Consider the following 22,338-nt stretch of genomic DNA (forward strand, 5'->3'; position numbering starts at 1 on the left):
GTCATCGCCTAACGACAGAATTCCATGTATACCAAGACCATCAAACAACTTTCAGCCTTGCTGCAAGCGCGCGACATTTCCGCCAGCGAACTGGCAAGCCTCTACCTTGCCCGCATCAAGCAAAGCGACCTGAATGCCTATATCGATGTCAATGAAGAATTGACGCTGCAACAGGCCAAGGCTGCGGATGACCGCCTGGCTTCCGGCACGGCTACTGCCCTGACCGGCATCCCGATCGCCCACAAGGATATTTTCGTCACGCGCGGCTGGCGTTCGACCGCCGGCTCGAAGATGCTGGAAAACTATGTCAGCCCCTTCGACGCCACCGTGGTCGCGCGCTTCAATAGCGCCGGCACCGTCACGCTGGGCAAGGTCAATTGCGATGAATTCGCCATGGGCTCGTCGAATGAAAATTCGTATTTCGGCGCGGTGAAAAACCCCTGGGACAAGACCGCCATTCCCGGCGGCTCCTCCGGTGGCTCGGCAGCGGCCGTTGCCGGCCGCCTGGCGCCAGGCGCCACCGCTACCGACACGGGCGGCTCGATCCGCCAGCCGGCGGCCATGTGCGGCGTCACCGGCATCAAGCCAACCTATGGCCGCGTCTCGCGCTTCGGCATGATCGCGTTCGCCTCCTCGCTCGACCAGGGCGGCCCGATGGCCCGGACCGCCGAGGATTGCGGCCTGCTCCTGAATGCCATGACCGGCTTCGACGAGCGCGATTCCACCAGCATCGACCGTCCGACCGAAGACTTCACCCGCGACCTCGGCAAGCCGCTGGCTGGCCTGCGCATCGGCGTGCCGCGCGAATACTTCGGTGAAGGCCTGGCTGCCGATGTCGAACAAGCAGTACGCGCCGCGCTGAAGGAATACGAAAAGCTGGGCGCCACGCTGGTGGATATTTCCCTGCCGAAGACCGAGCTGTCGATTCCCGTGTATTACGTGATTGCGCCGGCCGAAGCATCCAGCAACCTGTCGCGCTTCGATGGCGTGCGCTATGGCCATCGCGCCAAGGATTACAAGGACCTGGCCGACATGTACTGCAAGACCCGTGCCGAAGGCTTCGGCGACGAGGTCAAGCGGCGCATCCTGGTGGGCGCTTACGTGCTGTCGCATGGTTATTACGATGCCTACTACCTGCAGGCGCAAAAGATCCGCCGCCTGATCGCGCAGGATTTCCAGAATGCCTTCCAGTCCTGCGACGTCATCATGGGACCGGTGGCGCCGACGGTGGCCTGGGACCTGGGCGCGAAAGCCGACGATCCGGTGGCCAACTACCTCGCCGATATCTTCACGCTGTCGACCAGCCTGGCCGGCTTGCCCGGCATGTCGATTCCCTGCGGCTTTGGCCAGGGCGACAAGAATGGCAAGCGCCCGGTCGGCCTGCAAATCATCGGCAATTACTTTGACGAAGCCAGGCTGCTCAATGTCGCGCACCAGTTCCAGCTGGCGACCGACTGGCATCAGCGCGCGCCGGACAGCGTATAAGCCGGCCATAGCGACCTTGGCGAACTAAACGGATACAGCGAGGAATACATATGCAGTGGGAAGTCGTGATCGGGATGGAAACGCATGCGCAGTTGACCACCCGCAGCAAAATTTTCAGTGGCGCGTCAATCGCTTTCGGCGCCGAACCCAATACCCAGGCTTGCCCCGTGGACCTGGCTTTGCCGGGCGTGCTGCCAGTGATGAACAAGGGGGCGGTGGAACGCGCCATTCAGTTTGGCCTGGCAGTGGGCGCGACGATTGCGCCGCAATCGGTGTTTGCGCGCAAAAACTACTTTTATCCTGACCTGCCCAAGGGTTACCAGATCAGCCAGTATGAAATCCCCGTGGTCCAGGGTGGCAAGGTATCGTTCGTGCTGGAGAAGGATGGCAAGGCCGAACTCAGGAGCGTGCAGCTCACCCGCGCGCACCTGGAGGAAGATGCCGGCAAGTCGCTGCACGAGGATTATCATGGCATGACCGGCATCGATTTGAATCGCGCCGGCACGCCCTTGCTGGAAATCGTCACCGAGCCGGACATGCGCAGCGCCGCCGAAGCAGTCGCCTATGCCAAGGCGCTGCATGCGCTGGTGGTGTGGCTGGGCGTTTGCGACGGCAACATGCAGGAAGGGTCATTTCGCTGCGACGCCAACGTCTCAGTGCGCCCGGTCGGCCAGAAGGAATTCGGCACGCGTTGCGAGATCAAGAACCTCAACTCGTTCCGCTTCCTCGAAGAAGCCATCAATTACGAAGTGCGGCGCCAGATCGAGCTGATCGAGGATGGCGGCACCGTGGTGCAGGAAACCCGCCTGTACGACCCGGACAAGAAGGAAACACGCTCCATGCGCAGCAAGGAAGATGCGCAGGATTACCGCTACTTCCCCGACCCCGACCTGCCGCCGCTGGTGATCGCGCAAGACTGGATCGAGCGCGTGAAAGCCGCCATGCCGGAATTGCCGGGCGCGATGCGCGACCGTTTCGTCAAGGATTACGCCCTGCCCGAATATGACGCCGCCGTGCTGACGCAATCCAAAGCCATGGCTGCCTACTTTGAAGCGGTGTTGGAGAAGTCTGGCCGCGAACAAGCCAAGCCGGCAGCCAACTGGCTGATGGGCGATGTGTCGTCGACGCTGAACCGCGAAGGTGTCGATATCGGGGACTCCCCGGTGAAAGCGGAACAGCTCGCCCTGCTCCTGCTGCGCATCGCCGATGGCACGATCTCCAACAAGATTGCCAAGGAAATCTTCTCAACCATGTGGGACTCCCCTTCGGATGACCCGGCAGCAGTCGATGCCATCATCGAAGCCAAGGGCCTGAAACAGATTTCGGATACCGGCGCGCTGGAAAAGATCGTCGACGAGGTGCTGGCTGCCAACGCCAAATCGGTCGAGGAGTTCAAGGCGGGCAAGGAAAAGGCATTCAATGCCCTGATCGGCCAGGCCATGAAGGCATCGCGCGGCAAGGCGAACCCGGCACAGCTGACGGAATTGCTGAAGAAAAAGCTGACAGGCTAAATTTCCGCCAGTTTTACTAGCCGCTTTTTTCGTTGCTTTTTCTCGCGATTTTCCCTGGCCTATTATTCGGCTGCGCTCTTGCAAACGCCCCTGCATCTAACTGGTAGGGGCGTTTTTATTGACACTCATAGGAAAATCCCTCGCCGATGGAAAAATTTTGTAGCTGTAGCGCAAAGCGTAAATGAAACAGCAAGATCAAACTCCAATGCAGAATCGGCCAGGTCTATTTCTGGAGGCCTGCATAATCGCCAAGCAAGCGGCCTTCGCCAATGTCTGGTGTTTCATTGCGTTCCACCGCCATTCTGCATAATGCTATCCTTAAGTACTAGCAACCTCCCCTTTTACTTAATCAGCGCAGCCTTAAATAACACGACATGACAAAAGAAGGCAGCACCCTCGCCGGCGACTACACCGACTTGGTGCTCGATGCGATTTGCGTAGTTGACGCCCAAGGCACATGCCTATCCGTAACCGGCGCGTGTGAGCGGATCTTTGGCTATACCCCTGCGGAAATGGCGGGCAAGAAAATGCTTGACCTCGTACATCCTGATGATCGACAGAGAACTGCGGCAGCGATCGACCGGGTAATGGGCGGTTACCTCCAGCGTTATTTCGAAAACCGGTATGTGCGCAAGGACGGGCGGGTGGTGTATATCAGCTGGTCGGCTTCCTGGTCGCAGGAGCATCAGGTCAGAATCGGCGTGGCACGCGACATCACCCAGCGCAAATTCGATGATCAGGAATGGGTTGCCCCCCAGCTTCTCCCGGACGACCTCCCGTGCTGGCAACTATCCGCGTCACCAAGACGGCTGGTCACGCCCCGCGGGATCCATATCGCGCTTTCCGAACAGGATCACATCGTTTTACAGACGCTGATGCGTGAAAGTGAATGCGTTACCCGAAGAACGATTGTCGAGGCCTTAGGGAAGAATTTCCTGGAATATGATCAGCGTCGCCTAGACACGCAAATGCGTCGTTTGCGGCGCAAGGTCAAAGAGTCGTGCGGCCAAGCGCTACCGATCAGCACGGTGTACGGTGTCGGCTACCGGTTTTATGCGAAAGCCACAATCTGCGGTTAATACGGAGTCACAACTGTCAGTCAGTTTACGCAAGCCGGTCACCGTACACTCAACGCGAATCTTCCACCGATAAACGCCCATGACGGCTCAACCGCCTTGCGGTGATGTCGCTGCCCCATGCCGCGCGCATTCAATCTGCAATCTGCCAACCGCCTAAGTACGGCCTCAGATTTGCTCAGTAAATTTCAATTTGGAAATGTTTATACTCGAAATCCTAGTGATGAATGGGAAGGCGGCGATGAAAAGTTCCGAACGGATAAAGCTATTGGCTAGGTTACCTATGGCGAAAAAATTAATAGGTCAAGCCGGCGTGCTTCTTGCCGCACTCGCGATCTCCACCACCGCCCATGCCACCCCGCCGGACATCACGCCGCCGTTGAAAAAACTGCTGAGCACCCTGCCCATCGCCGAGCTCAAGGATCAGGTGCAAGGCATGATTGGCGCGCTGCAACAAACAACATGCGGCGACAAACTGACTGGGTGCTATTACACCCAAAGCGGACCTTTGCAGCTTTACTTCTTCACCACCAAAGGAAATCAGCAAACCTTCCTGATGGTGGTCGACAAAACCCTTCCCCTGCCGCACCTGTTGAGCGACAAGGTGCAGAAAGCCATGGGCAGTACAACCTTGAGTTCGCCGATCATTTCGATTTCTACGACGGATTACGCGCTTGACATCATCAAGATGCCGCCCAGTCTGCAGAAGGTGGTCCGCGAACACTATTTCAATGTCAGCTCGCTGTCCTTTGCCAGCGGCGTGCAACTGGCGGCCCAGGCAAACTTGGGCGGGGGCATGAAATCGGCGATGGAAAGTTTTGGCGTCAAGAGCGATCAAGTGACCATGCGCGCGGCCGTGGTACTGCCGATGCCGACAGACCTCACAAGCGGCGCTAGTGCCGGCGCGGGCATGGCCGAGGCCATGGCGCACGGTGACACGATGAAAAAGGCCGGTGCGGATGCTGCCAAGCCGGAAGCCTTCATCGAATTTCAGTTCGCGCCGAATACCAGGATCGCCATGGTGTCGCCGAAGATGGAACTGACCGACGCCACCTTCTTCATCAACAATGCCCTCACCTTCGGCTACAAGGGTAATGCGGCGTTCAAGGGTGTGGAAAACAGGAAGATCATTATCCATTTCCAGACGCCATGGAATCCGGCCGGTGCACTCGATCTGCTGGACTTCCAGTTCCGCATGGCGACGCCACCCGTGTTTACGATGGAGGATGCCGCGCGCATGATGTTCGCGATGGCGGTTCCCGATCCGCGGCTGGCGAAATACGGCGGTGGCTATATCCGCAACATCGACTCTTACAAGAATGCCTTGCTGAGCGTGACCAAGCCGCTGTCGGTGTTCCAGCTAAAAAATCCGAATCCTGCCGAATATCGCTTTGGCGACAGCACCAAGCCATTCCCGAACGATGCCAAGTATTTCAACTACGCGATTCTGGGGCCATTGACTGAAGGCGGACCGTACATGCGGCAGGCCGGCGACATCAAAATCCTGGGGCAGAAGATGGGCTGGCTGGATGCGTCGGCCGGCAGCAACGGACTAGCCGGCGATGTGGGCGCGGGCGTGACGCTCAAGCTGGGCCCGCTCGGCAAGGTCAACTTCAAGATGGATGCGTCAATGAAGGTCAACGGCAACAAGCAGGACATCAGCCTGCTCGGCAACGTCGCCGGTCAGACAGTTTCGGTGATCCTGAGCGGCAGCACGATGACGATCGCCATGAATGCCAGCTGCGTGAACCCGTTCGAGATCAAGGCCAAGGTGGCGATCACGGAAAGCACCGACATTGCCGAAGTCTTCGACGGCCAGGGCGGCGTCAACGTCGATCCTTCCAAGATCAGCGGCTGCATCGGCAAGGAGCTGGAAGCCGCGTACAACAAGATCGCAGGCGAATACAAGCATCTGAGCGGCTATACCGCCAGCGCCGCTACTGCGGAGTTGAAAAAGATTTCTGACGCGGCCAACGCAGCGACGAAGGCGGCGGAGGAAGAATCAATGAAGGCGGCGGAACAGGCGCGCAAGGAGTATGAAAAGACAAAGAACGCCGCCCGCGACGTGGCCAACAAGTCGTCCAACGCCGCCAACAACGCCCTCAAGGCAGCTGGCAACGTGTTCAAGGGCTTCGGCAAGAAGAAGCGGCACAAGCCGGAACCCGACCCGCTGTTTGCCTCCTCGGCGTTCGACTGGGACTACTACTACGACAACCAGCCCAACGTGGTGAAGAGCGGCATGGACCTGGCCACGCACTGGAAGAACAACGGCTTCAACGAAGGCCGGCGCGGCAGCCTCGAGTTCGACGCCAAGTTCTACCGCGATCGCTACCTCGACGTGCAGGCGCAGTGCAAAGCCACCGACCGGATGTGCGTCCTGCGGCACTGGCTGGACACTGGCCTGCAATCCGGCCGCCAGGGCAGCCCTGATGTGGCCGTGGCAACCTACCTGGACCGCTATCCGGACCTGCAGAAGCTGTTCGGCCCGAACGACTACATTGCCGCGATGGAGCACTGGCTTGAAAGCGGCGAGGATGAGGGCCGCAACCCGCGGCCTGCTTCGAATGATCCGGGACCGGTGATGGGACCGCTGCGAGTCGGCGGCGGCGGCGGCAGCGCCTGGACGGACGACGCCGTGTGCAAGGGGCAGCACATCACCGGCTGGCGCGTGTACAGCGGCAGCAAGGTCGACCGCCTGCAGTTCCGCTACCCGGGCGGCTGGGGCGAGGCCCACGGCGGCAACAAGCAGTTCAAGGAAGAAATTCTGCTCGCAGCGGACGAATACGTGGAGCGCGTGAGTTTCCGCGGCAGCAGCGAGGTGGAAGGCGTCATCTTCTACACGAACAAGGGCCGCACCCACGGCAATTACGGATCCAGCAAGATGAACGGCGAGTACAAGGTGACTCCCGGCCAGAAGCTCGGGTGCATGTCGGGTCGCTCGGGCGACCGTACCGACCAGCTGATCTTCCGGTCGACGGGGCCGCGCTGATGATTTCGCTCTCCCACACCCTGCGCTGCGGCAGGCTCGCCGCCGCGCTGACGCTCGCACTTTGCGCCATGCCGGTGCACGGCGACGAGCCTGCCAGGTCCTTTGCCGACATGGTGAAGGAATTGCCGCTGGTGCCGGCGGGTTCGTACGATTCGGAGATGCTGGCCAAGGTCACCGTGGCGGTCGACCTGATCAAGCGCCTGGAGTTGCCGCAGGCGCAACTGGCGGCCAACGAAGCCCTGCAGCTGGACCCACGCAATTCGCACCTGCATTTCCTGAACGGCTTCGTCTACCACCTGCAAGCCCGGCAGGGCGACACGCAAAAAAATGAAATGGCCGTCGAGGGGTACCAGCAGGCGCTGCGGCTCGACCCTGGCAACTGGATCGCGCGGGAATTCCTGGGGCTGGCGTACATGGACCTCAAGCAGTTCGACCGCGCCAGGCTGGCGTTTTCCGATGTCTTGCTGATGACCCCGGACAGCGCCGTGTCCATTTACGGCTTGATGGTGGCGTCGTATCTGACCGGCGACGCCAGGACCGCGTGCGCGATGGCCGACCAGTTCCAGAAAGCGCCGGCGCAACCGAACCGCGGCTTCATTCGTTCCAGCATTTCGGTGTACGCTTCCTGCGGCAACTTTGCCCAGGCCGACCGGATGCGCGAGGCATTGAGCCAGATCACCGGCGGCGGGCCCGACATCGAGCGCGTGGATCGGCGGCTGGCGCAATGGAAGTCTTTTTACCTGAAGCAGACGCAGGATGCGCCCGGCGCACAGCGCCCGGCCGCCGCCGGCATGCTGCCGACGAGCTTGCCCCAGATCCCCTCCAACGGGCGCCCGGTTCAGCTCGCGCAAGCCTTCACGCTGCCGAATACGCCTTATCCGTACGCCGAAAAGCCGGCGCCGGGCAGCACCGGCGCCAAGCCGGACGTTGACGCGTCGCCGGCGGCGCCCACCGCCTCTCCTGCTGCTCCTGCTGCTCCTGCCGCGGCTGCGACCGACAACGGCCCGCGTATGCTGCTCATCGATGTGGTTCTGCTGTCCACCCAGGAAGTGATTTCGACCTCCAAGGGCGTCAACTTGCTTAACGCGTTGACGCTCCAGCTCGGCTCGGTGTCCGGCAACATCGCCGGTTACTCGCGGGTCGTCACCGAGAACAGCACGAACACTACCCCCGCCACCGTCAGCACCGCTATCACCCGCGCGGTGACGATTCCGGCCCTGTCTTATTCGCTCAATATCGCCAACGCCAACAATTCGGTCAACGAAGTGCTGGCGCGGCCCACGCTGGCCGCGATCGAAGGCCAGCCATCCGAATTTTTTTCAGGCACCAACCTGAGCGCCGGCGTGGTGTCGCTCAGCGCGCAAGGCGGCACCACCGTCGTGCCGCTGGACAAGCGCTTCGGCATCAAGCTGGCCGTCACGCCCAACTTCCTGCCGCAGGGGCGCGTGCAGCTCAAGGTCGAGGCGCAGCGCACTTCGCTGAACGCCAGTTCGGACAATCCCCGGGTGGCGTACCAGATCGAGATCGGCGAGATCACCGCTAACGCGAATGTCGTGATGAACCTGGGCGACACCCTGGTCTTGAGCGGCTTGAGCGAGAAGTCGACCTCCAGCACGCGCGACGGCGTGCCGGGGCTGCAGGATGTGCCCGTGGTGCAGTACCTGTTCTCGAACAAGAAGAGCAATGAACTGCAGCGCTCGGTGCTGATCCTGGTCACGCCGCGAGCACCGGTCCAGATCGCCGAGTCCGCCGCCGAAGCCGGCGACTCGATGGCGAGCCGGATGCAGGCCTTGCGCCAAAAATTCGGCTTCGCCGACAGCAGCCCGGCCAATATCGAAGCCATCATGAACCAGCTCCAGTCGAACGACTACTTCCGGGAGTTTCGCCAGGGCGATGTCACGATGGAGCGCTGGGAACGCATGCGAAGCACCGGCGACCGTCTGCGGGAGGCCCTGGGGTTTCTCTACTACTGAAAACAGGACTGCCGCACATTTCATCTTGAACCAGGACCTTACGGCACTGGCTTGTCTCGATGCCGGTGGCTTGCTTGAACTTGCGGTGAAATTGCGCGTTTATTGCCATGCCGGCAGATCAAATAAAAAGCGGAGCATGAGCTCCGCTTTTTATTTGCGTATCAAGATGTGCTATTTCGCTTCGGCCCTGGCCGTCCGCTGGGAGGTCAATTCCCGGAACCGCTTGACCGACTGATCAAAGCGTCCATTGATCTGGACGATTTCTTCCTTGCGCTCGCCGATCACTTTCTTGCTGTCGGCAATTTGCTGATCGAGGTCTTCGATCTTGCGCTGCAAATTGGCTGGCACTTTACTTTTAGGTTGGGCAGCGGCTTCGGCACGGGCTTGCGCCAAACTCTTTGCCGCGCTGGCGATCGTTAATTCTTCGCGCTTGATTTGCTCATTGACCGGCTCCAGCGTCCGTCCGCGCGCCACTTCAATGTCGGCTTCCTTGCTGTAGCGCGCCAGGAGCGCCCGATCCTGGCGCCGCTGCTCATCGGCCGCCACCATGTCTGCCTTGCGCTTCTCTTCCTCGGCCTGCTTCTGGCGTTTTTGCTCTTCCGTCATCGGCGGCGCGATTTCGCGTTGGGTCATGCCATTTTTACCCAGCACCCGCACCTTACGGTCCTGGCATTCGGGAATCGGGCGATCGGACGTCAGCGTCTTGCCGCTGGCATCCTTGCAAATGTAAATCTCGGCCTGCGCCAGCAGCGGCAAGCCAGCCATGATCAATAATCCGGTCAGTGTTTTGATTTTATTTTGCATTGCACCCCCTGAAGAATGATGAATTTTGCAACAACAAGGCTGGCCGGATGTTAAACAATTGTTAAATTGTGAATTATTCCACTCCGTAGCGTTGTCGATACGCCGCGATGGCATCCTTGTATTGCGCCAGCTGCGGATTGGCGCCTGCGCCCGAGATAAATTCCATCAGGTCGGCCAGGTTGCCGATCGAGACCACCGGCATGTTGTATAGCCGGCTGACTTCCTGCACTGCCGAATGCGCCGACAGGGCATCGTCCTTGCCTGCACGTTCCATGCGATCCAGCGCGATCAATACTGCGCAAGGCGTCGCACCGGCGGCGCGGATCATTTCCACCGATTCGCGCACCGAAGTGCCGGCCGAAATCACGTCATCGATGATCACCACCCGGCCCTGCAACGGCGCGCCGACGATGGTGCCGCCTTCGCCGTGGTCCTTGGCTTCCTTGCGGTTGAAGGCAAACGGCACGTTGCATCCCTTGGCCGCCAGCGCGACTGCGGTGGCGGACGCCAGCGTGATGCCCTTGTAGGCCGGACCGAACAGCATGTCGAATTCGACCCCGGAATCCAGCAGGGTCTGGGCATAGAAGTCAGCCAGCTTCCCCAGGTTGGCGCCATTATTGAACAACCCGGCGTTAAAAAAATACGGCGACGTGCGGCCGGCCTTGGTGACGAATTCCCCAAAGCGCAACACTCCCGCGGAAACGGCAAACTCAATAAATTGCTGACGTAAATTGTTCAATTAATACCCTCGATATCCTGTGATGTGACGAATTCTGTCGATTTTCCGCGCCTGTGGCGCGGCACAGCGGCATTGTAAATGGATATCCCGGCTTCATGCAGTGCCAAATGCAAGGCGCATGCCTGCGATAAATTCGCGGGATGCGTTATGCTGTCGGCCAATCCTTATCCAATCTATTTTCAGCTGTCTTTATGATCAAGATTATTTCCGCCAATCTGAATGGCATCCGTTCCGCCGCCAAAAAAGGCTTTTTCGAATGGATGGCGGCGCAGCAAGCCGATTTCGTCTGCGTGCAGGAATTGAAGGCGCAAGCCGCCGACATGACGGATACCTTCCTCAACCCGCCGGGCTACCTGGGATATTTTCACTATGCCGAAAAAAAGGGCTATTCCGGCACCGGCATCTACTGCCGCACGCAACCGGACGCGGTGGTCACCGGCTTTGGCTGCCCCGAATTCGATGCCGAGGGCCGCTACGTGCAATGCGACTTCGGTAATCTGACGGTGATATCGGTGTACTGCCCGTCCGGCTCGTCCAGCCCGGAACGCCAGGAAGCGAAGTTCCGCTTCATGGAAGTCTTCCTGCCGCACCTGGCTGCATTGCATGCCAGCGGGCGCGAAGTGGTGATCTGCGGCGACTGGAATATCGCGCACAAGGAAATCGATCTCAAGAACTGGAAAAGCAACCAGAAGAATTCGGGCTTTTTGCCGGAAGAGCGCGCCTGGCTCACCCGCGTCTTCGATGAAGTCGGCCTGGTGGATGCCTACCGCGTCTTGCACCCGGATGCCACCGGTGACGCCTACACGTGGTGGAGCAATCGTGGCCAGGCTTGGGCCAAGAACGTCGGCTGGCGCATCGATTATCACGTCACCACCAAAAACATCGCGGCAACAGCCAAGCAAGCCGCGATTTACAAGGATGAACGCTTTTCCGACCATGCGCCGCTGACACTGCACTACGACTGGAAAGTGGAAGCCTGACAGTAGCGATGAAGTACACGGGCCGATGCCACCCAAGGCAGCATCGGCTAAGCCAGCCGATGCATGCGGTCGCGCTCGGCCTTATTGCTGCAACCCCAGCAAGTGCGGTGAATATTCGCCGCGCTGCAAGACGCGCACGCAGGCATCGACCACTTCCGGATCGAGCTTGCTGCCGCGCAGCCGGGTAATTTCCGCGATCGCGGCATCGATTCCCAGCGCGGCGCGGTAAGGTCGGTCCGCCGCCATGGATTCGACGATATCGGCCACTGTCAGCACGCGCGCCTCCGGCAGGATTTGCTCGCCCTTCAAGCCATAGGGATAGCCGCTGCCATCCAGCGCCTCATGATGCTGCACGACGATATCGGCGATCGGCCAGGGAAAGTCGATGGTCTTCAAAATCTGATAGCCGATCAAAGGGTGCTGCTTTACCAGAGCGAATTCCACCTCGTTCAGGCGCGCCGGCTTGGTCAGGATCTCCACCGGTATCTGAATCTTGCCCAGGTCGTGAACGATGGCGGCAAGATTGAGCGCATGCAGGCGCTCCGCCGCGAAGCCAAGCTCCCTGCCGATCAGCACCGCCAGCATGCCGACATGCTTTTGATGGCCGGCGGTGTATGGGTCGCGCTGCTCCAGCACGGCCGCCATTGCCTCCAGCGTATCCTCCAATGCCTTTTCCAGCTTGCTGGCATGGCTGGCGCGGGCCTTGATGGCGGCCTCGCTCTGGCGGTAAAAGTCCTTGCCGCTGATCACACCGACAAGCTTTTCCGACGCATCCAGTACCGGCAAATGGCGAATGCCATGCATCGCCATCAGTTGCACGGCTTCTTCCAGGCTGGCGGAAGCGATGATCGAAATAATTTGGCGCGACATGAAACGGCTCACCGGCTCATCCGGCCCGCTGCCGTTACGAAATGCGCACGCGAGGTCATGTGAGGTCAGGATGCCGGCCATGACGCCATCTTTCGCTATCAGCAAGCCGCTGCTTTGCAAGCGGTCCATGGCGGTGATGGCCTCGCCCAGCGTCGTCTCCGGCGCGAACATCGCATCCGGCGCATGCATGATGGAGGCGACCGGCGCATGCGGGTCCAACCCATCGAGTTCGGGAATTGGCTGATCCATTTTCATGCGGCGCTCCTGACCGGGGGCACAAAACTGAATTTGTTATCGCGCAGGACCCGCAGGCAGGCATCGGCCACTTGCGGGTCGTAGGCCTTGCCCTTTCCTTGTTCCAGGCTGGCGAGCGCGTGATCGAGTGCATGCGCGCGGCGGAATGGCCGGTGCGACAGCATGGCTTCCATGCTGTCAGCCACCCGCAGAATGCGCGCCTCCAAAGAAATGGCTTCGCCCGACAATCCCAACGGATAGCCGCTGCCATCGAAATTCTCATGATGCTGGTGGACGATATCCGCCAGGGGCCAGGGGAATTCGACGGTGCGCAGGATTTCATAGCCATTCTGCGCATGCAGCTTCACCAAAGCGAATTCCTGTTCGGTCAACTTCCGGGGCCGCATCAGGATTTCAGCCGGCAGCTGCATCATGCCGATGTCATGCACCATTGCCGCCAGCTTCAATGCCTCCAGGCGATCTCTGTCGAAACCAAATTCGGCCCCGATCGCCACCGCCAGTTCGGCCACGCGCTTTTCATGACTAGCCACGGCAGGGTCCCGATGCATCATGGCGGCGGACAGCGCGCCGATGGTTTGCACGAGCGTGTCGCGCAAGGCGCTATTTTTTTGCCGAAGTTCCTCGAGGTTGTGCTCGCGCTCGACATGCAGCTTGAGCATGAAGCCAAACAGGCAAGTCGACACCACCTGAACCAGGAAGATGCTCCATCCCTCTTGCTGCACCAGATCCAAACCTTTACCGCCTGGCCCAACCAGCAGCAAGCTCACGACTGAACACAGGCCTGCGGCAATGCCCGCTGCCAGGATCAACCGGCCGGCATAGGGCTGGGCTGCATGACGGTGCCGCCACCACTTCACTAATAACACGGACACTGCCAGCATCAGGGTAATGCCCAGCAAGCCCGCCAGCATGGCGCTGCCGCCGACATAGGCGCGATAAATCAGCATCGCCAGCGCCGTCATCATGGCCGTGGCAACACTGCCGAATATGGTCGCCACCGCGAGAATCGCCGCGCGCTGGTCCAGCAGGGTGTCGCCGCCGCCGTAGACCGGAAACATCATGACACCGAGGGCAGTGAACACGAACAGCGCGCTGCGCACAAGATGCTGCTTTCTCACCGAAAGGTAAAGCGCAGCCAAGTTGCTAATGCTGAGGAATAAAGCGACGATCAGCAGGGTCACGCCGCCCCCTGACAGAATCGCCAGAAAATTTGCCATGTGCGGAATTCTTTGTGTCTCTTGCCGCCTGGTTTGACCATGAGGCAAGTGGTGCAGAAGCGAAGAAGAAACGTCGACTAGCTGTCTTAAGTTTCCCGCGCTGCATCCGGGTAATTCGAGGATTGGAGTATACCCAGATTAATCAAATGTTTCCTTGAGAAAAGGGATTGACAGCGGGAATTTATTCAATTGCTGCAGGAATTTCCTTATTAAAAAAACCAGCTTCTGCAAATAATTGATACTGTGTTATTTTTCATGTTTTTCGTTCAATTCAGGAACCGCCAATGAAGCTAGAAACTCTTGCCGTTCACGCTGGTTATTCGCCCGACCCCACCACCAAAGCCGTGGCTGTCCCGATTTATCAAACCGTGGCCTATGCTTTCGATAATGCCCAGCATGGCGCCGACCTGTTCGACTTGAAGGTGCCGGGCAATATCTACACCCGCATCATGAACCCGACGCAAGACATTCTCGAAAAGCGCGTCGCCGCTCTGGAAGGCGGCATCGCCGCGCTGGCAGTGGCTTCGGGCATGGCAGCGATTACCTATGCCATTCAAACCATTGCCGAATCGGGCGACAACATCGTGTCGGCCAGCCAGCTGTACGGCGGCACCTATAACCTCTTTGCCCACACGCTGCCGCAAATGGGTATCGAAACCCGTTTTGCCGACGCCCGTAATCCGGACAGCTTCGCCGCACTGATCGACGCGCGCACCAAGGCGATCTTTTGCGAATCGATCGGCAACCCGCTCGGCAACGTCACCGATGTCGCCAAGCTGGCGGAAGTCGCGCATGCGCACGGCATCCCGCTCATCGTCGATAACACCGTGCCCAGCCCCTACCTGTTCCGCCCCATTGAGCATGGCGCCGACATCGTCGTGCACGCGCTGACCAAATATCTCGGCGGCCACGGCAACAGTATCGGCGGCGCTATCGTCGACAGCGGCAAGTTCCCCTGGGCGAAATACAAGGAACGCTTCAAGCGCTTGAACGAACCGGACGTGTCCTACCACGGCGTGGTGTATACCGAAGCGCTGGGCGAGGCAGCCTTCATTGGCCGCGCACGCGTGGTCCCGCTGCGCAACATGGGCGCGGCAATCTCGCCGATGAACGCATTCCTGATCCTGCAAGGCATCGAGACGCTGGCACTGCGCATGGACCGCACCTGCGAAAACTCGCAAGCCATCGCTGAATACCTGCAAAAGCATCCGAAAGTCGCGTGGGTGAAATATGCCGGTCTGTCCGACCATCCCGACCATGCGCTGGTGGAGAAGTACATGAATGGCCGCGCCTCCGGCATCCTGTCATTCGGCGTCAAGTCGAACGATACCGATCCGCGCGCTGCCGGCGCCCGGGTGCTGGACGCCTTGAAGCTGTTCACCCGCCTGGTGAATATCGGCGACGCCAAGTCGCTGGCTACCCACCCGGCGTCGACCACCCATCGTCAGCTCAACCCGGAAGAATTGGCCAAGGCCGGCGTGTCGGAAGATATGCTGCGCCTGTCGATCGGCATCGAACACATCGATGACCTGATCGCCGATCTCGACCAGGCATTGACAGCGGCATAAGCCAAGCGCAGTCTGTAAGACAAACGGCCCCGGCAAACTGCATCGGTTTGCCGGGGCCGTCTTATTAGTGGCTCGATTATGGAACCACGGCTTATCGGGTATGGCGTAACGTCATTCAGGAAACAGGATCGATTCCCTTGACGTTGGAGCGGTAAGGCGGCAAGGCTTGCAATGCCACGCCCTTGGTTCTGGCATAGACCGGCATTACCGCCGGCAAATGCTTTTTCATTTCCGTGATGCGATTCTGGCCCGCCGGGTGAGACGACAGCCATTGCGGCGAAGCGTTCTGGCTGACTTTCGCCATTTTCTGCCACAGCGCGACCCCGGCGCGCGGATCATAACCGGCACGCGCGGCGATATCCAAACCAACCACGTCGGCTTCGGTTTCATCGTCGCGCGAGAACTTCAGCATGGTCAGGTTGGCGCCAAGACCAGTAGCGGCCGTGGTCAGATTGGAATCAATGCCAAGCAACGCCGACAACCCGATGCCAGCCAGCTTGGCGCCGGCATTGGTGAGCGTGGATTTGGCGACACGTTCGCGGCCATGCTCACGCAAGGCGTGGGCGATTTCATGGCCCATGACAATGGCGACTTCGTCATCGGTCAGCTGCAAGCCATCCAGCAAGCCGGTAAAGAAAGCGATTTTCCCGCCGGGCATGCAAAAGGCATTCACATCCTTGGCGGCGATGACATTGATTTCCCACTTCCAGTCGGATGCGCGCGGATTCCAGCGCGTGACTTGCGGAATGATCTTGTTGGCGATGGCGCGCAAACGCTTAACCTGCGGATGATTTTCAGGCAGCAGAATATTCTGCTGCTGGGCCTGCTGCTTGATGGCGACGTATTGCTGGGTCGCGGCCGCTTCCAGTTGCTCTTCCGGCACCAGATTGCGCAGGGAAGACATCTTGCCGACCTGGACACCGTCGCTCGCCGCTTGCGGCTGTTGTGCCCAAACCGGGGCCGCCGCACTCGTCATTCCCGCCAGCGCCAATGTGATAGCAAGGCGCCTTGAAAAACCAGTTGGCTTGAAGTGCATGGCTCAATGTCTCCTTCAGCGACTCCCTCAGTTGTCTCTTTCAACGGCGCCGGCTTCGCCATCCAGGCGAACGCGTGGCCGCAACCAGAAATACAGCGCTACCGCCGGCACGATCGCCAGGGTCGTGATCCAGAAATACGGCGCATATCCCACCGCCTCGACAATGCGGCCTGAATAAAAGCCCAATACCTTGCCCGGCAGCGTAATCAGCGAACTGAACAGCGCATACTGGGTCGCGGTATAACGCTGGTTCACTAATGCCGACAGATAAGCCACGGCAGTAGTTCCCAACAGGCCCTGCGCCAGGTTCTCGCCCGAGATCACCAGGGTCAGCATACCGACATTGCCATTGGCGCCGATCAGCCCCAGGTACAGCAGGTTGGAAAGCGCCCCCAGCACGATACTCAGCAACAACGCGCGCTCGACACCCAGCCTTACCACGGCGACGCCGCCGAGGAAAGCGCCGCCAATACCGACCCAGATGCCGTATATCTTCGATATGGTGGCAATCTGCGTCTTGGTAAAGCCCTGGTCCAGGTAAAACGGCCCCATGATGCCGCCGACCAGTGCCTGGTCGGAAATCTTGAACAGCAAGATGAAGAGCAGGATCACCAAGCCAACACGGCCGCCAAAACGGCGGAAGAAATCGGCAAACGGCTCGACCACGCCCTCGCGCATGCCAGCCACCCAGCTTTTTGCATGCAAGCGGATGACTTCCGGCTCGCGTGCCAGCAGATTGGTCGCAATCGGGATCAGCATGAACAGCGCCATCAGGCGGTACACGTTCGGCCAGATGAAGTGGTCCGCCAAGACCAGCGCCACCGCGCCGGTGATGATCAGCGCAATCCGGTATCCCAGCGAATAGGTGGCGACCAGCGCGCCCTGCGCCTCGACCGGCGCGATCTCGATGCGATAGGCATCCACCACGATATCCAGTGTCGCGCCGGCGAACGCTACCAGCAGGGTCAGGCCGACGAACAGCGGCAGTTGCTCCGGCGTCACCGAAGCCATCGCGGCGAGCCCGATCATCACCGCAACTTGCGCCAGCAACAGCCAGCTGCGCCGCTGCCCCAGCCGGCCTAAAATCGGCAAGCGCAGGCGGTCGACCAGCGGCGCCCATAAAAACTTGAAGGAATACGCCAAGCCCGCGCTGGCGATCATGGTGATGTCCTTCAGGACGATGCCGCCTTCCTTGAGCCAGTAAGCGAGCGTGCCGGCCACCAGCAAGAACGGCAAGCCGGAGGCAAAGCCAAAGAAAAACATGGTCCAGGCCGAGGGCTGCAGGAAAGCGTCGCGGATTCGCGTCCCGGACCTGGCTTTCTCTTCGCCGGCGCGCGCGGCGCCCTGGTCTTTGGAATTATCCGTGTCGTGGCGATGCGGGGCGCTGCCGGGAGTCTGGCTCATGAACGATTCTTAATCAGTGTTTTTTACGAAGACGGAAGACCGCCAGGCTGCCGCGCCAGTTTGGCAAGAAGCCAACTGGCTTGCCTTCATGCAACGCGATGAATTCGAGCACTTCGAGTCCGACGCTGTTGGCAAGTTCCGCAAAGTCGCCGATGGTGGAAAAGCGCAGGTTGGGCGTGTCATACCATTGATACGGCAGTGACTTCGACACCGGCATGCGACCGCGAATCAGCGACAGCCGGTGCGGCCAATGGGCGAAGTTGGGAAAGGAAACGATCGCCTCGCGGCCGACACGGGTGATTTCGGTCAGCACGCCCTCGACATCCTTCATCATCTGCAGCGCCGACAGGCACAGCACCATGTCGAAGGAATTATCTTCAAACATGGCCAGGCCGGCTTCCAGGTCTTGCTGGATCACCGAGACGCCGCGCTCGATGCAGACCGGGATCTTGTTGTCATCGATTTCGATGCCATAGCCATGGCAGCCCTTGTCGGACCGCAGGTGGTCGAGCATGACGCCATCGCCGCAACCCAGGTCCAGCACGTGCGACCCCGGCGCTACCCAGTGCGCGATAAATGCCAGATCCGGCCGCAGGCGGCTCAATTCATCGAAAGTCATAATGCGCCTCCTGCCTGGATTTCCTGCCACACGCGATCGTAATACGTGCGCACCGTGCGCAGATAGCGCGGATCTTCGAGCAGGAAGGCGTCGTGGCCATGCGGCGCATCGATTTCCGCATACGACACGCGCCGCTTGTTGTTGACCAGCGCCTGCACCATCTCGCGACTGCGCGCCGGCGAAAAGCGCCAGTCGGTGGTGAACGACACCAGCAGGAATTGCGCTTCGGTTCCGTCCAGCGTACGCGCCAGGTCGCCATCGAATTCGCGCGCCGGGTCGAAATAATCCAGCGCCTTGGTAATCAAGAGATAAGTATTGGCATCGAAGTATTCGGAAAACTTGTCGCCCTGGTAACGCAGGTAGGATTCGATTTCGAAATCGATGCCGAAGCCGAACTGATATTTCCCCGCGCGCAGCTCACGGCCAAATTTCTCCGCCATGTCGTCATCCGACAGATAGGTGATGTGGCCGATCATGCGTGCCACCCGCAAGCCGCGCTTGGGCACCACGCCATGCGCATAAAAGTCGCCGCCATGGAAATCGGGGTCGGTCAGGATGGCCTGGCGTGCCACGTCATTAAAGGCGATATTCTGCGCCGATAGCTTGGGCGTCGAGGCGATCACCACGCAATGACGCAGGCGCTTCGGATAACGCAGGCTCCAGGCCAGCGCTTGCATGCCGCCGAGCGACCCGCCCATGACGGCGGCGAATTGTTCAATGCCCAATGCATCGGCCAGCCGCGCCTGGGCATCGACCCAGTCTTCCACGGTCACGACCGGAAAGCTTGCGCCATAAGGTTTGCCCGTTGCCGGATTGGTGTGCATCGGCCCGGTCGAGCCAAAGCAGGAGCCAAGATTGTTGACGCCGATGACGAAAAACTTGTCGGTATCGACCGGCTTGCCGGGCCCGACCATGTTATCCCACCAGCCGATATTCTTTTCGCCCTTGTCGTTCAGGTAATAGCCCGCCACGTGGTGCGAAGCATTCAACGCGTGACAGATCAACACGGCGTTGGAACGGTCGGCATTGAGCTTGCCGTAGGTTTCATACACCAGTGTATAGTCCGCCAGCGATGCGCCGCCCTGCAGCGGCAAGGGCTCGCTGAAATGCATGGCCTGCGGCGAGACGATTCCGATGGAAGTCATAAAGAGAAAATAAAAAAGCCCGAAAGCGTCATGCGCGTCGGGCTAAATTCGAACTTGTCAGTTGTACCAAGCACGCTTTAGCCGTATTTATCATGCGCCCGCAAGCTGATATCAAATCGGCGCCATTGCGTAAGAATAACCAAGTCGGCTGCCGCCGTCAAACCGCAAGCATGACAAAGCCGGCGCCAGGCTTATCACGGCATGGATTACAGCGAGCCCAATTGCGCCACCGCTTCGGTAATCGCCACCGGGTCGGTCGTGCGCAGGATCCGGCGCGTCTGCGTCGCCAGGACGGTCAAATCGCTGTTGAGAATTTCATTTTTCACCGGCAGCACCTGGGTCGGGTGCATCGAAAATTCGCGCAAGCCCATGCCCAGCAAGAGGCGCGTCATTTTGATGTCGCCAGCCATCTCGCCGCACACCGCCACGGGAATGCCTTCGCGCGCGCCGGCGGAAATGATCGACGATAGCAAATACAGCACAGCCGGATGCAGCGGATTGTAGAGGTGCGCCACTTCATGATCGACACGATCGATCGCCAGCGTGTACTGAATCAGGTCGTTGGTGCCGATGGAGAGAAAATCCATGCGCTTGATGAACATCGGCAGCGCCAGCGCCGCAGCCGGGATTTCGATCATGGCGCCGACCTTGATGTTTTCGTCGAACTTCTTGCCGGCGTCGCGCAACTGTTCCTTGGCTTGCGCGATCATCGACAGGGTCTGTTCGATCTCGAAGGCATGCGCCAGCATCGGCACCAGGATATTGACCGGGCCGTGCGCCGAAGCGCGCAGGATGGCGCGCAGCTGCATCAGGAAAATCTGCGGCTCGGCCAGGCAATAACGGATGGCGCGCAAGCCCAGCGCGGGATTGAGCGCAGTCTGCTCCGCCGCATCGAGCGGCTTGTCGGCGCCGATGTCGAGCGTGCGGATCGTCACCGGACGCCCTTTCATCATCGTCACTGCCTTGCGGTAGGACTCGTACTGCTCATCTTCGGTCGGCAGCTTGGCAACGAAGCCGCCGCGCCCCATGAAGAGAAATTCAGAGCGGAACAGGCCGATGCCAGAGGCGCCGACTTCCATCGCCGACGAGCAATCGTCCGGTAATTCGATATTGGCCAGCAGAGTGATTTCTACGCCATCCTTGGTGATGGCCGGAGTTTTCTTCAGCTTGGCGAGCTTTTTCCGCTCGCGCAGCAGCTTGGCCTGCCGATCGCGGTACTGTTCCAGCACCACTTGCGGCGGATCGACGATCACCACGCCGGCATCGCCATCGACGATCACCCAGTCATCCTGGGCGATCAGCGCCGAGGCGTTGAACATGCCGACTGCCGCCGGGATATCGAGACTTCTGGCGACGATGGCGGTATGCGAGTTCTGGCCGCCGACGTCGGTGACAAAACCGGCAAAGGCGCCATTCTTAAACTGCAGCATGTCGGCCGGCGAGATATCGTGCGCCACGACGATCATCCTGGCTGCGGGCTCATCTTCCCGCGGCTTGGGCAAATCGACTGCCGTGCCGGTCAATACCTTGATCACGCGCTCGCCGACCTGCTGAATGTCAGCCTTGCGCTCGCGTAGATAAGCGTCGCCGATCTCGTCGAACTGCGCCGACAATTCATCGATTTGCGTCACCAGCGCCCATTCGGCATTGTAGTGGCGTGTGCGGATGATATTGAGCGGCTCCTCGGCGATCATCGGGTCCGACAGGATCAGCGCATGTACGTCCAGGAATGCACCCAGCTCAGCCGGCGACTCCTTGGGCAGCTCATTCCAGATCGTTTGCAATTCCTTGTGGACGGTGGCAATCGCATCCTGCAGGCGCTGGACTTCGGCCTCCACCTGTTCCTCGGGGATCAGGTAATGCTTGACCTCGAGCGCGGCCGGCGCCAGCAGATGGGCGCGGCCGATCGCGATGCCGCGCGAAACCGGAATGCCGTGGAGGGTGAAAGATGCCATGCGTGCCTCTATTCGCCTTCGCCGAACTTGTCATTGATGAGCGCGAGCAGGGCATCGAAGCATTCCTGCTCATCCGGACCTTCCGTCTCCAGCAACACCTTGGTGCCCTTGCCGGCGGCCAGCATCATCACGCCCATGATGGACTTGGCATTGACCCGGCGCGAATTGCGCGTCATCCAGACATCGCTCTTGTATTTCGCCGCCAGCTGGGTCAGCTTGGCCGACGCGCGCGCGTGCAAGCCCAGCTTGTTGATGATCTCGATTTCTTGTTGAACCATGTCGTTCTTCTTATTCGAATTAATTCGGCGACAAGCGTACCCGGTTATCCACCCTCACGGCGCCGCCCTGCCCCCCGGCGAGCGCCATTTCCACCACCACATCCAGCGTATCCTGGCGATAAGTGAGCGCACGCAACAGCATCGGCAGACTGATGCCGGCAATGACTTCCACCTCTCCAGGCGAACACAACTGCAGCGTACAGTTGGATGGTGTCCCGCCCATGACATCCGTGATCACCAGCACACCGCTGCCGTCGTCGAGGCGCTTGATGGCTTCGCCGGCAATGCGCCGCACTTCGGCCGTATCCTGGTCGGCCTTCACATCAATCGCTTCAAGACGCTCCGGTCGGTTGCGGAACACGTGCGTGGCCGCAGCGACGAACGCCTCGCCCAGCGGGGCATGCGTTAAAAGAAGAATACCTACCATAGTATTT

The 22,338-nt window shown here is 59.8% G+C and carries 18 protein-coding genes; 7 read left to right on the top strand and 11 right to left on the bottom strand.

All coding sequences use genetic code 11. The features are described from left to right. Positions 1 to 24 precede the first annotated feature (24 nt). The 5 genes from gatA to EDC30_RS06310 all read left to right on the top strand — a co-directional run bounded on the left by gatA (position 25) and on the right by EDC30_RS06310 (position 9,034). Entirely contained in the window at positions 25 to 1,485 is a 1,461-nt protein-coding gene (gatA, locus tag EDC30_RS06290) for an Asp-tRNA(Asn)/Glu-tRNA(Gln) amidotransferase subunit GatA (protein ID WP_132257950.1), read from the top strand. 32 nt (positions 1,486 to 1,517) lie between these two features. Beyond that, positions 1,518 to 2,996, top strand: a complete 1,479-nt coding sequence (gene gatB, locus EDC30_RS06295) for an Asp-tRNA(Asn)/Glu-tRNA(Gln) amidotransferase subunit GatB (protein ID WP_279389749.1) — start codon at positions 1,518 to 1,520, stop codon at positions 2,994 to 2,996. Between the two features lie 374 nt (positions 2,997 to 3,370). Beyond that, the gene (locus tag EDC30_RS06300) at positions 3,371 to 4,075 is read left to right on the top strand and encodes a PAS domain S-box protein (protein WP_132257952.1); all 705 of its coding nucleotides are present in this window, start codon (positions 3,371 to 3,373) and stop codon (positions 4,073 to 4,075) included. A gap of 280 nt (positions 4,076 to 4,355) precedes the next feature. Beyond that, on the top strand, positions 4,356 to 7,061 hold the full coding sequence (locus EDC30_RS06305; protein WP_243656672.1) for a jacalin-like lectin: 2,706 nt from the start codon (positions 4,356 to 4,358) through the stop codon (positions 7,059 to 7,061). Beyond that, complete coding sequence (locus EDC30_RS06310) at positions 7,061 to 9,034, top strand: secretion protein (RefSeq protein WP_132257954.1); 1,974 nt, start codon at positions 7,061 to 7,063, stop codon at positions 9,032 to 9,034. The genes EDC30_RS06305 and EDC30_RS06310 overlap by 1 nt, the downstream gene beginning before the upstream one ends. Before the next feature lie 171 nt (positions 9,035 to 9,205). Here the strand turns inward: EDC30_RS06310 and EDC30_RS06315 are convergent, their stop codons facing one another. After that, entirely contained in the window at positions 9,206 to 9,838 is a 633-nt protein-coding gene (locus tag EDC30_RS06315) for a DUF4124 domain-containing protein (RefSeq protein WP_165973746.1), read from the bottom strand. A gap of 73 nt (positions 9,839 to 9,911) precedes the next feature. Then, the gene (gene pyrE / locus EDC30_RS06320; RefSeq protein ID WP_132257956.1) at positions 9,912 to 10,577 is read right to left on the bottom strand and encodes an orotate phosphoribosyltransferase; all 666 of its coding nucleotides are present in this window, start codon (positions 10,575 to 10,577) and stop codon (positions 9,912 to 9,914) included. 191 nt (positions 10,578 to 10,768) lie between these two features. On the opposite strand from pyrE, the gene EDC30_RS06325 reads away from it, so the two are divergent. Beyond that, on the top strand, positions 10,769 to 11,557 hold the full coding sequence (locus tag EDC30_RS06325; protein WP_132257957.1) for an exodeoxyribonuclease III: 789 nt from the start codon (positions 10,769 to 10,771) through the stop codon (positions 11,555 to 11,557). A gap of 81 nt (positions 11,558 to 11,638) precedes the next feature. Here EDC30_RS06325 and EDC30_RS06330 read toward each other — a convergent pair whose 3' ends face one another. Both EDC30_RS06330 and EDC30_RS19435 read right to left on the bottom strand, forming a co-directional pair. Further along, positions 11,639 to 12,682, bottom strand: coding sequence for an HD-GYP domain-containing protein (locus EDC30_RS06330; protein WP_132257958.1), 1,044 nt, complete (start codon positions 12,680 to 12,682; stop codon positions 11,639 to 11,641). Next, a complete protein-coding gene (locus EDC30_RS19435; RefSeq protein ID WP_165973747.1) occupies positions 12,679 to 13,899 on the bottom strand; it encodes an HD-GYP domain-containing protein in 1,221 nt (406 codons plus the stop codon). Before EDC30_RS19435 ends, EDC30_RS06330 begins: the two co-directional genes overlap by 4 nt. 284 nt (positions 13,900 to 14,183) lie before the next feature. Here EDC30_RS19435 and EDC30_RS06340 point away from each other — a divergent pair, with 284 nt between their 5' ends. Beyond that, the gene (locus tag EDC30_RS06340; protein WP_132257959.1) at positions 14,184 to 15,467 is read left to right on the top strand and encodes an O-acetylhomoserine aminocarboxypropyltransferase/cysteine synthase family protein; all 1,284 of its coding nucleotides are present in this window, start codon (positions 14,184 to 14,186) and stop codon (positions 15,465 to 15,467) included. Positions 15,468 to 15,582: 115 nt separating this feature from the next. Here EDC30_RS06340 and EDC30_RS06345 read toward each other — a convergent pair whose 3' ends face one another. From EDC30_RS06345 to EDC30_RS06375, 7 genes are all read right to left on the bottom strand, one after another. After that, complete coding sequence (locus EDC30_RS06345; protein ID WP_243656673.1) at positions 15,583 to 16,503, bottom strand: M48 family metallopeptidase; 921 nt, start codon at positions 16,501 to 16,503, stop codon at positions 15,583 to 15,585. Between the two features lie 27 nt (positions 16,504 to 16,530). Further along, positions 16,531 to 17,907, bottom strand: a complete 1,377-nt coding sequence (locus tag EDC30_RS06350; protein WP_207907223.1) for an AmpG family muropeptide MFS transporter — start codon at positions 17,905 to 17,907, stop codon at positions 16,531 to 16,533. A gap of 13 nt (positions 17,908 to 17,920) precedes the next feature. Continuing rightward, the gene (gene metW / locus EDC30_RS06355) at positions 17,921 to 18,526 is read right to left on the bottom strand and encodes a methionine biosynthesis protein MetW (RefSeq protein WP_132257960.1); all 606 of its coding nucleotides are present in this window, start codon (positions 18,524 to 18,526) and stop codon (positions 17,921 to 17,923) included. Next, on the bottom strand, positions 18,523 to 19,671 hold the full coding sequence (gene metX, locus EDC30_RS06360; RefSeq protein ID WP_132257961.1) for a homoserine O-succinyltransferase MetX: 1,149 nt from the start codon (positions 19,669 to 19,671) through the stop codon (positions 18,523 to 18,525). Before metX ends, metW begins: the two co-directional genes overlap by 4 nt. 206 nt (positions 19,672 to 19,877) lie before the next feature. Beyond that, entirely contained in the window at positions 19,878 to 21,626 is a 1,749-nt protein-coding gene (ptsP, locus tag EDC30_RS06365; RefSeq protein ID WP_132257962.1) for a phosphoenolpyruvate--protein phosphotransferase, read from the bottom strand. A gap of 8 nt (positions 21,627 to 21,634) precedes the next feature. Beyond that, complete coding sequence (locus EDC30_RS06370; RefSeq protein ID WP_132257963.1) at positions 21,635 to 21,904, bottom strand: HPr family phosphocarrier protein; 270 nt, start codon at positions 21,902 to 21,904, stop codon at positions 21,635 to 21,637. 19 nt (positions 21,905 to 21,923) lie between these two features. Beyond that, positions 21,924 to 22,331, bottom strand: a complete 408-nt coding sequence (locus EDC30_RS06375) for a PTS sugar transporter subunit IIA (protein WP_132257964.1) — start codon at positions 22,329 to 22,331, stop codon at positions 21,924 to 21,926. Positions 22,332 to 22,338 lie beyond the last annotated feature (7 nt).

Origin of the sequence: Paucimonas lemoignei (assembly GCF_004342585.1) — a bacterium.
GTDB lineage: Bacteria > Pseudomonadota > Gammaproteobacteria > Burkholderiales > Burkholderiaceae_D > Paucimonas > Paucimonas lemoignei.

What these genes read in the sequence shown, in the direction of transcription:
- gatA (WP_132257950.1), top strand. Translation starts at nt 25, where the DNA reads ATGTATACCAAGACCATCAAACAACTTTCAGCCTTGCTGCAAGCGCGC.
- EDC30_RS06300 (WP_132257952.1), top strand. Translation starts at nt 3,371, where the DNA reads ATGACAAAAGAAGGCAGCACCCTCGCCGGCGACTACACCGACTTGGTG.
- EDC30_RS06305 (WP_243656672.1), top strand. Translation starts at nt 4,356, where the DNA reads ATGGCGAAAAAATTAATAGGTCAAGCCGGCGTGCTTCTTGCCGCACTC.
- EDC30_RS06310 (WP_132257954.1), top strand. Translation starts at nt 7,061, where the DNA reads ATGATTTCGCTCTCCCACACCCTGCGCTGCGGCAGGCTCGCCGCCGCG.
- EDC30_RS06315 (WP_165973746.1), bottom strand. Translation starts at nt 9,838, where the DNA reads ATGCAAAATAAAATCAAAACACTGACCGGATTATTGATCATGGCTGGC.
- EDC30_RS06325 (WP_132257957.1), top strand. Translation starts at nt 10,769, where the DNA reads ATGATCAAGATTATTTCCGCCAATCTGAATGGCATCCGTTCCGCCGCC.
- EDC30_RS06330 (WP_132257958.1), bottom strand. Translation starts at nt 12,682, where the DNA reads ATGAAAATGGATCAGCCAATTCCCGAACTCGATGGGTTGGACCCGCAT.
- EDC30_RS19435 (WP_165973747.1), bottom strand. Translation starts at nt 13,899, where the DNA reads ATGGCAAATTTTCTGGCGATTCTGTCAGGGGGCGGCGTGACCCTGCTG.
- EDC30_RS06340 (WP_132257959.1), top strand. Translation starts at nt 14,184, where the DNA reads ATGAAGCTAGAAACTCTTGCCGTTCACGCTGGTTATTCGCCCGACCCC.
- EDC30_RS06345 (WP_243656673.1), bottom strand. Translation starts at nt 16,503, where the DNA reads ATGCACTTCAAGCCAACTGGTTTTTCAAGGCGCCTTGCTATCACATTG.
- EDC30_RS06350 (WP_207907223.1), bottom strand. Translation starts at nt 17,907, where the DNA reads ATGAGCCAGACTCCCGGCAGCGCCCCGCATCGCCACGACACGGATAAT.
- metW (WP_132257960.1), bottom strand. Translation starts at nt 18,526, where the DNA reads ATGACTTTCGATGAATTGAGCCGCCTGCGGCCGGATCTGGCATTTATC.
- metX (WP_132257961.1), bottom strand. Translation starts at nt 19,671, where the DNA reads ATGACTTCCATCGGAATCGTCTCGCCGCAGGCCATGCATTTCAGCGAG.
- ptsP (WP_132257962.1), bottom strand. Translation starts at nt 21,626, where the DNA reads ATGGCATCTTTCACCCTCCACGGCATTCCGGTTTCGCGCGGCATCGCG.
- EDC30_RS06370 (WP_132257963.1), bottom strand. Translation starts at nt 21,904, where the DNA reads ATGGTTCAACAAGAAATCGAGATCATCAACAAGCTGGGCTTGCACGCG.
- EDC30_RS06375 (WP_132257964.1), bottom strand. Translation starts at nt 22,331, where the DNA reads ATGGTAGGTATTCTTCTTTTAACGCATGCCCCGCTGGGCGAGGCGTTC.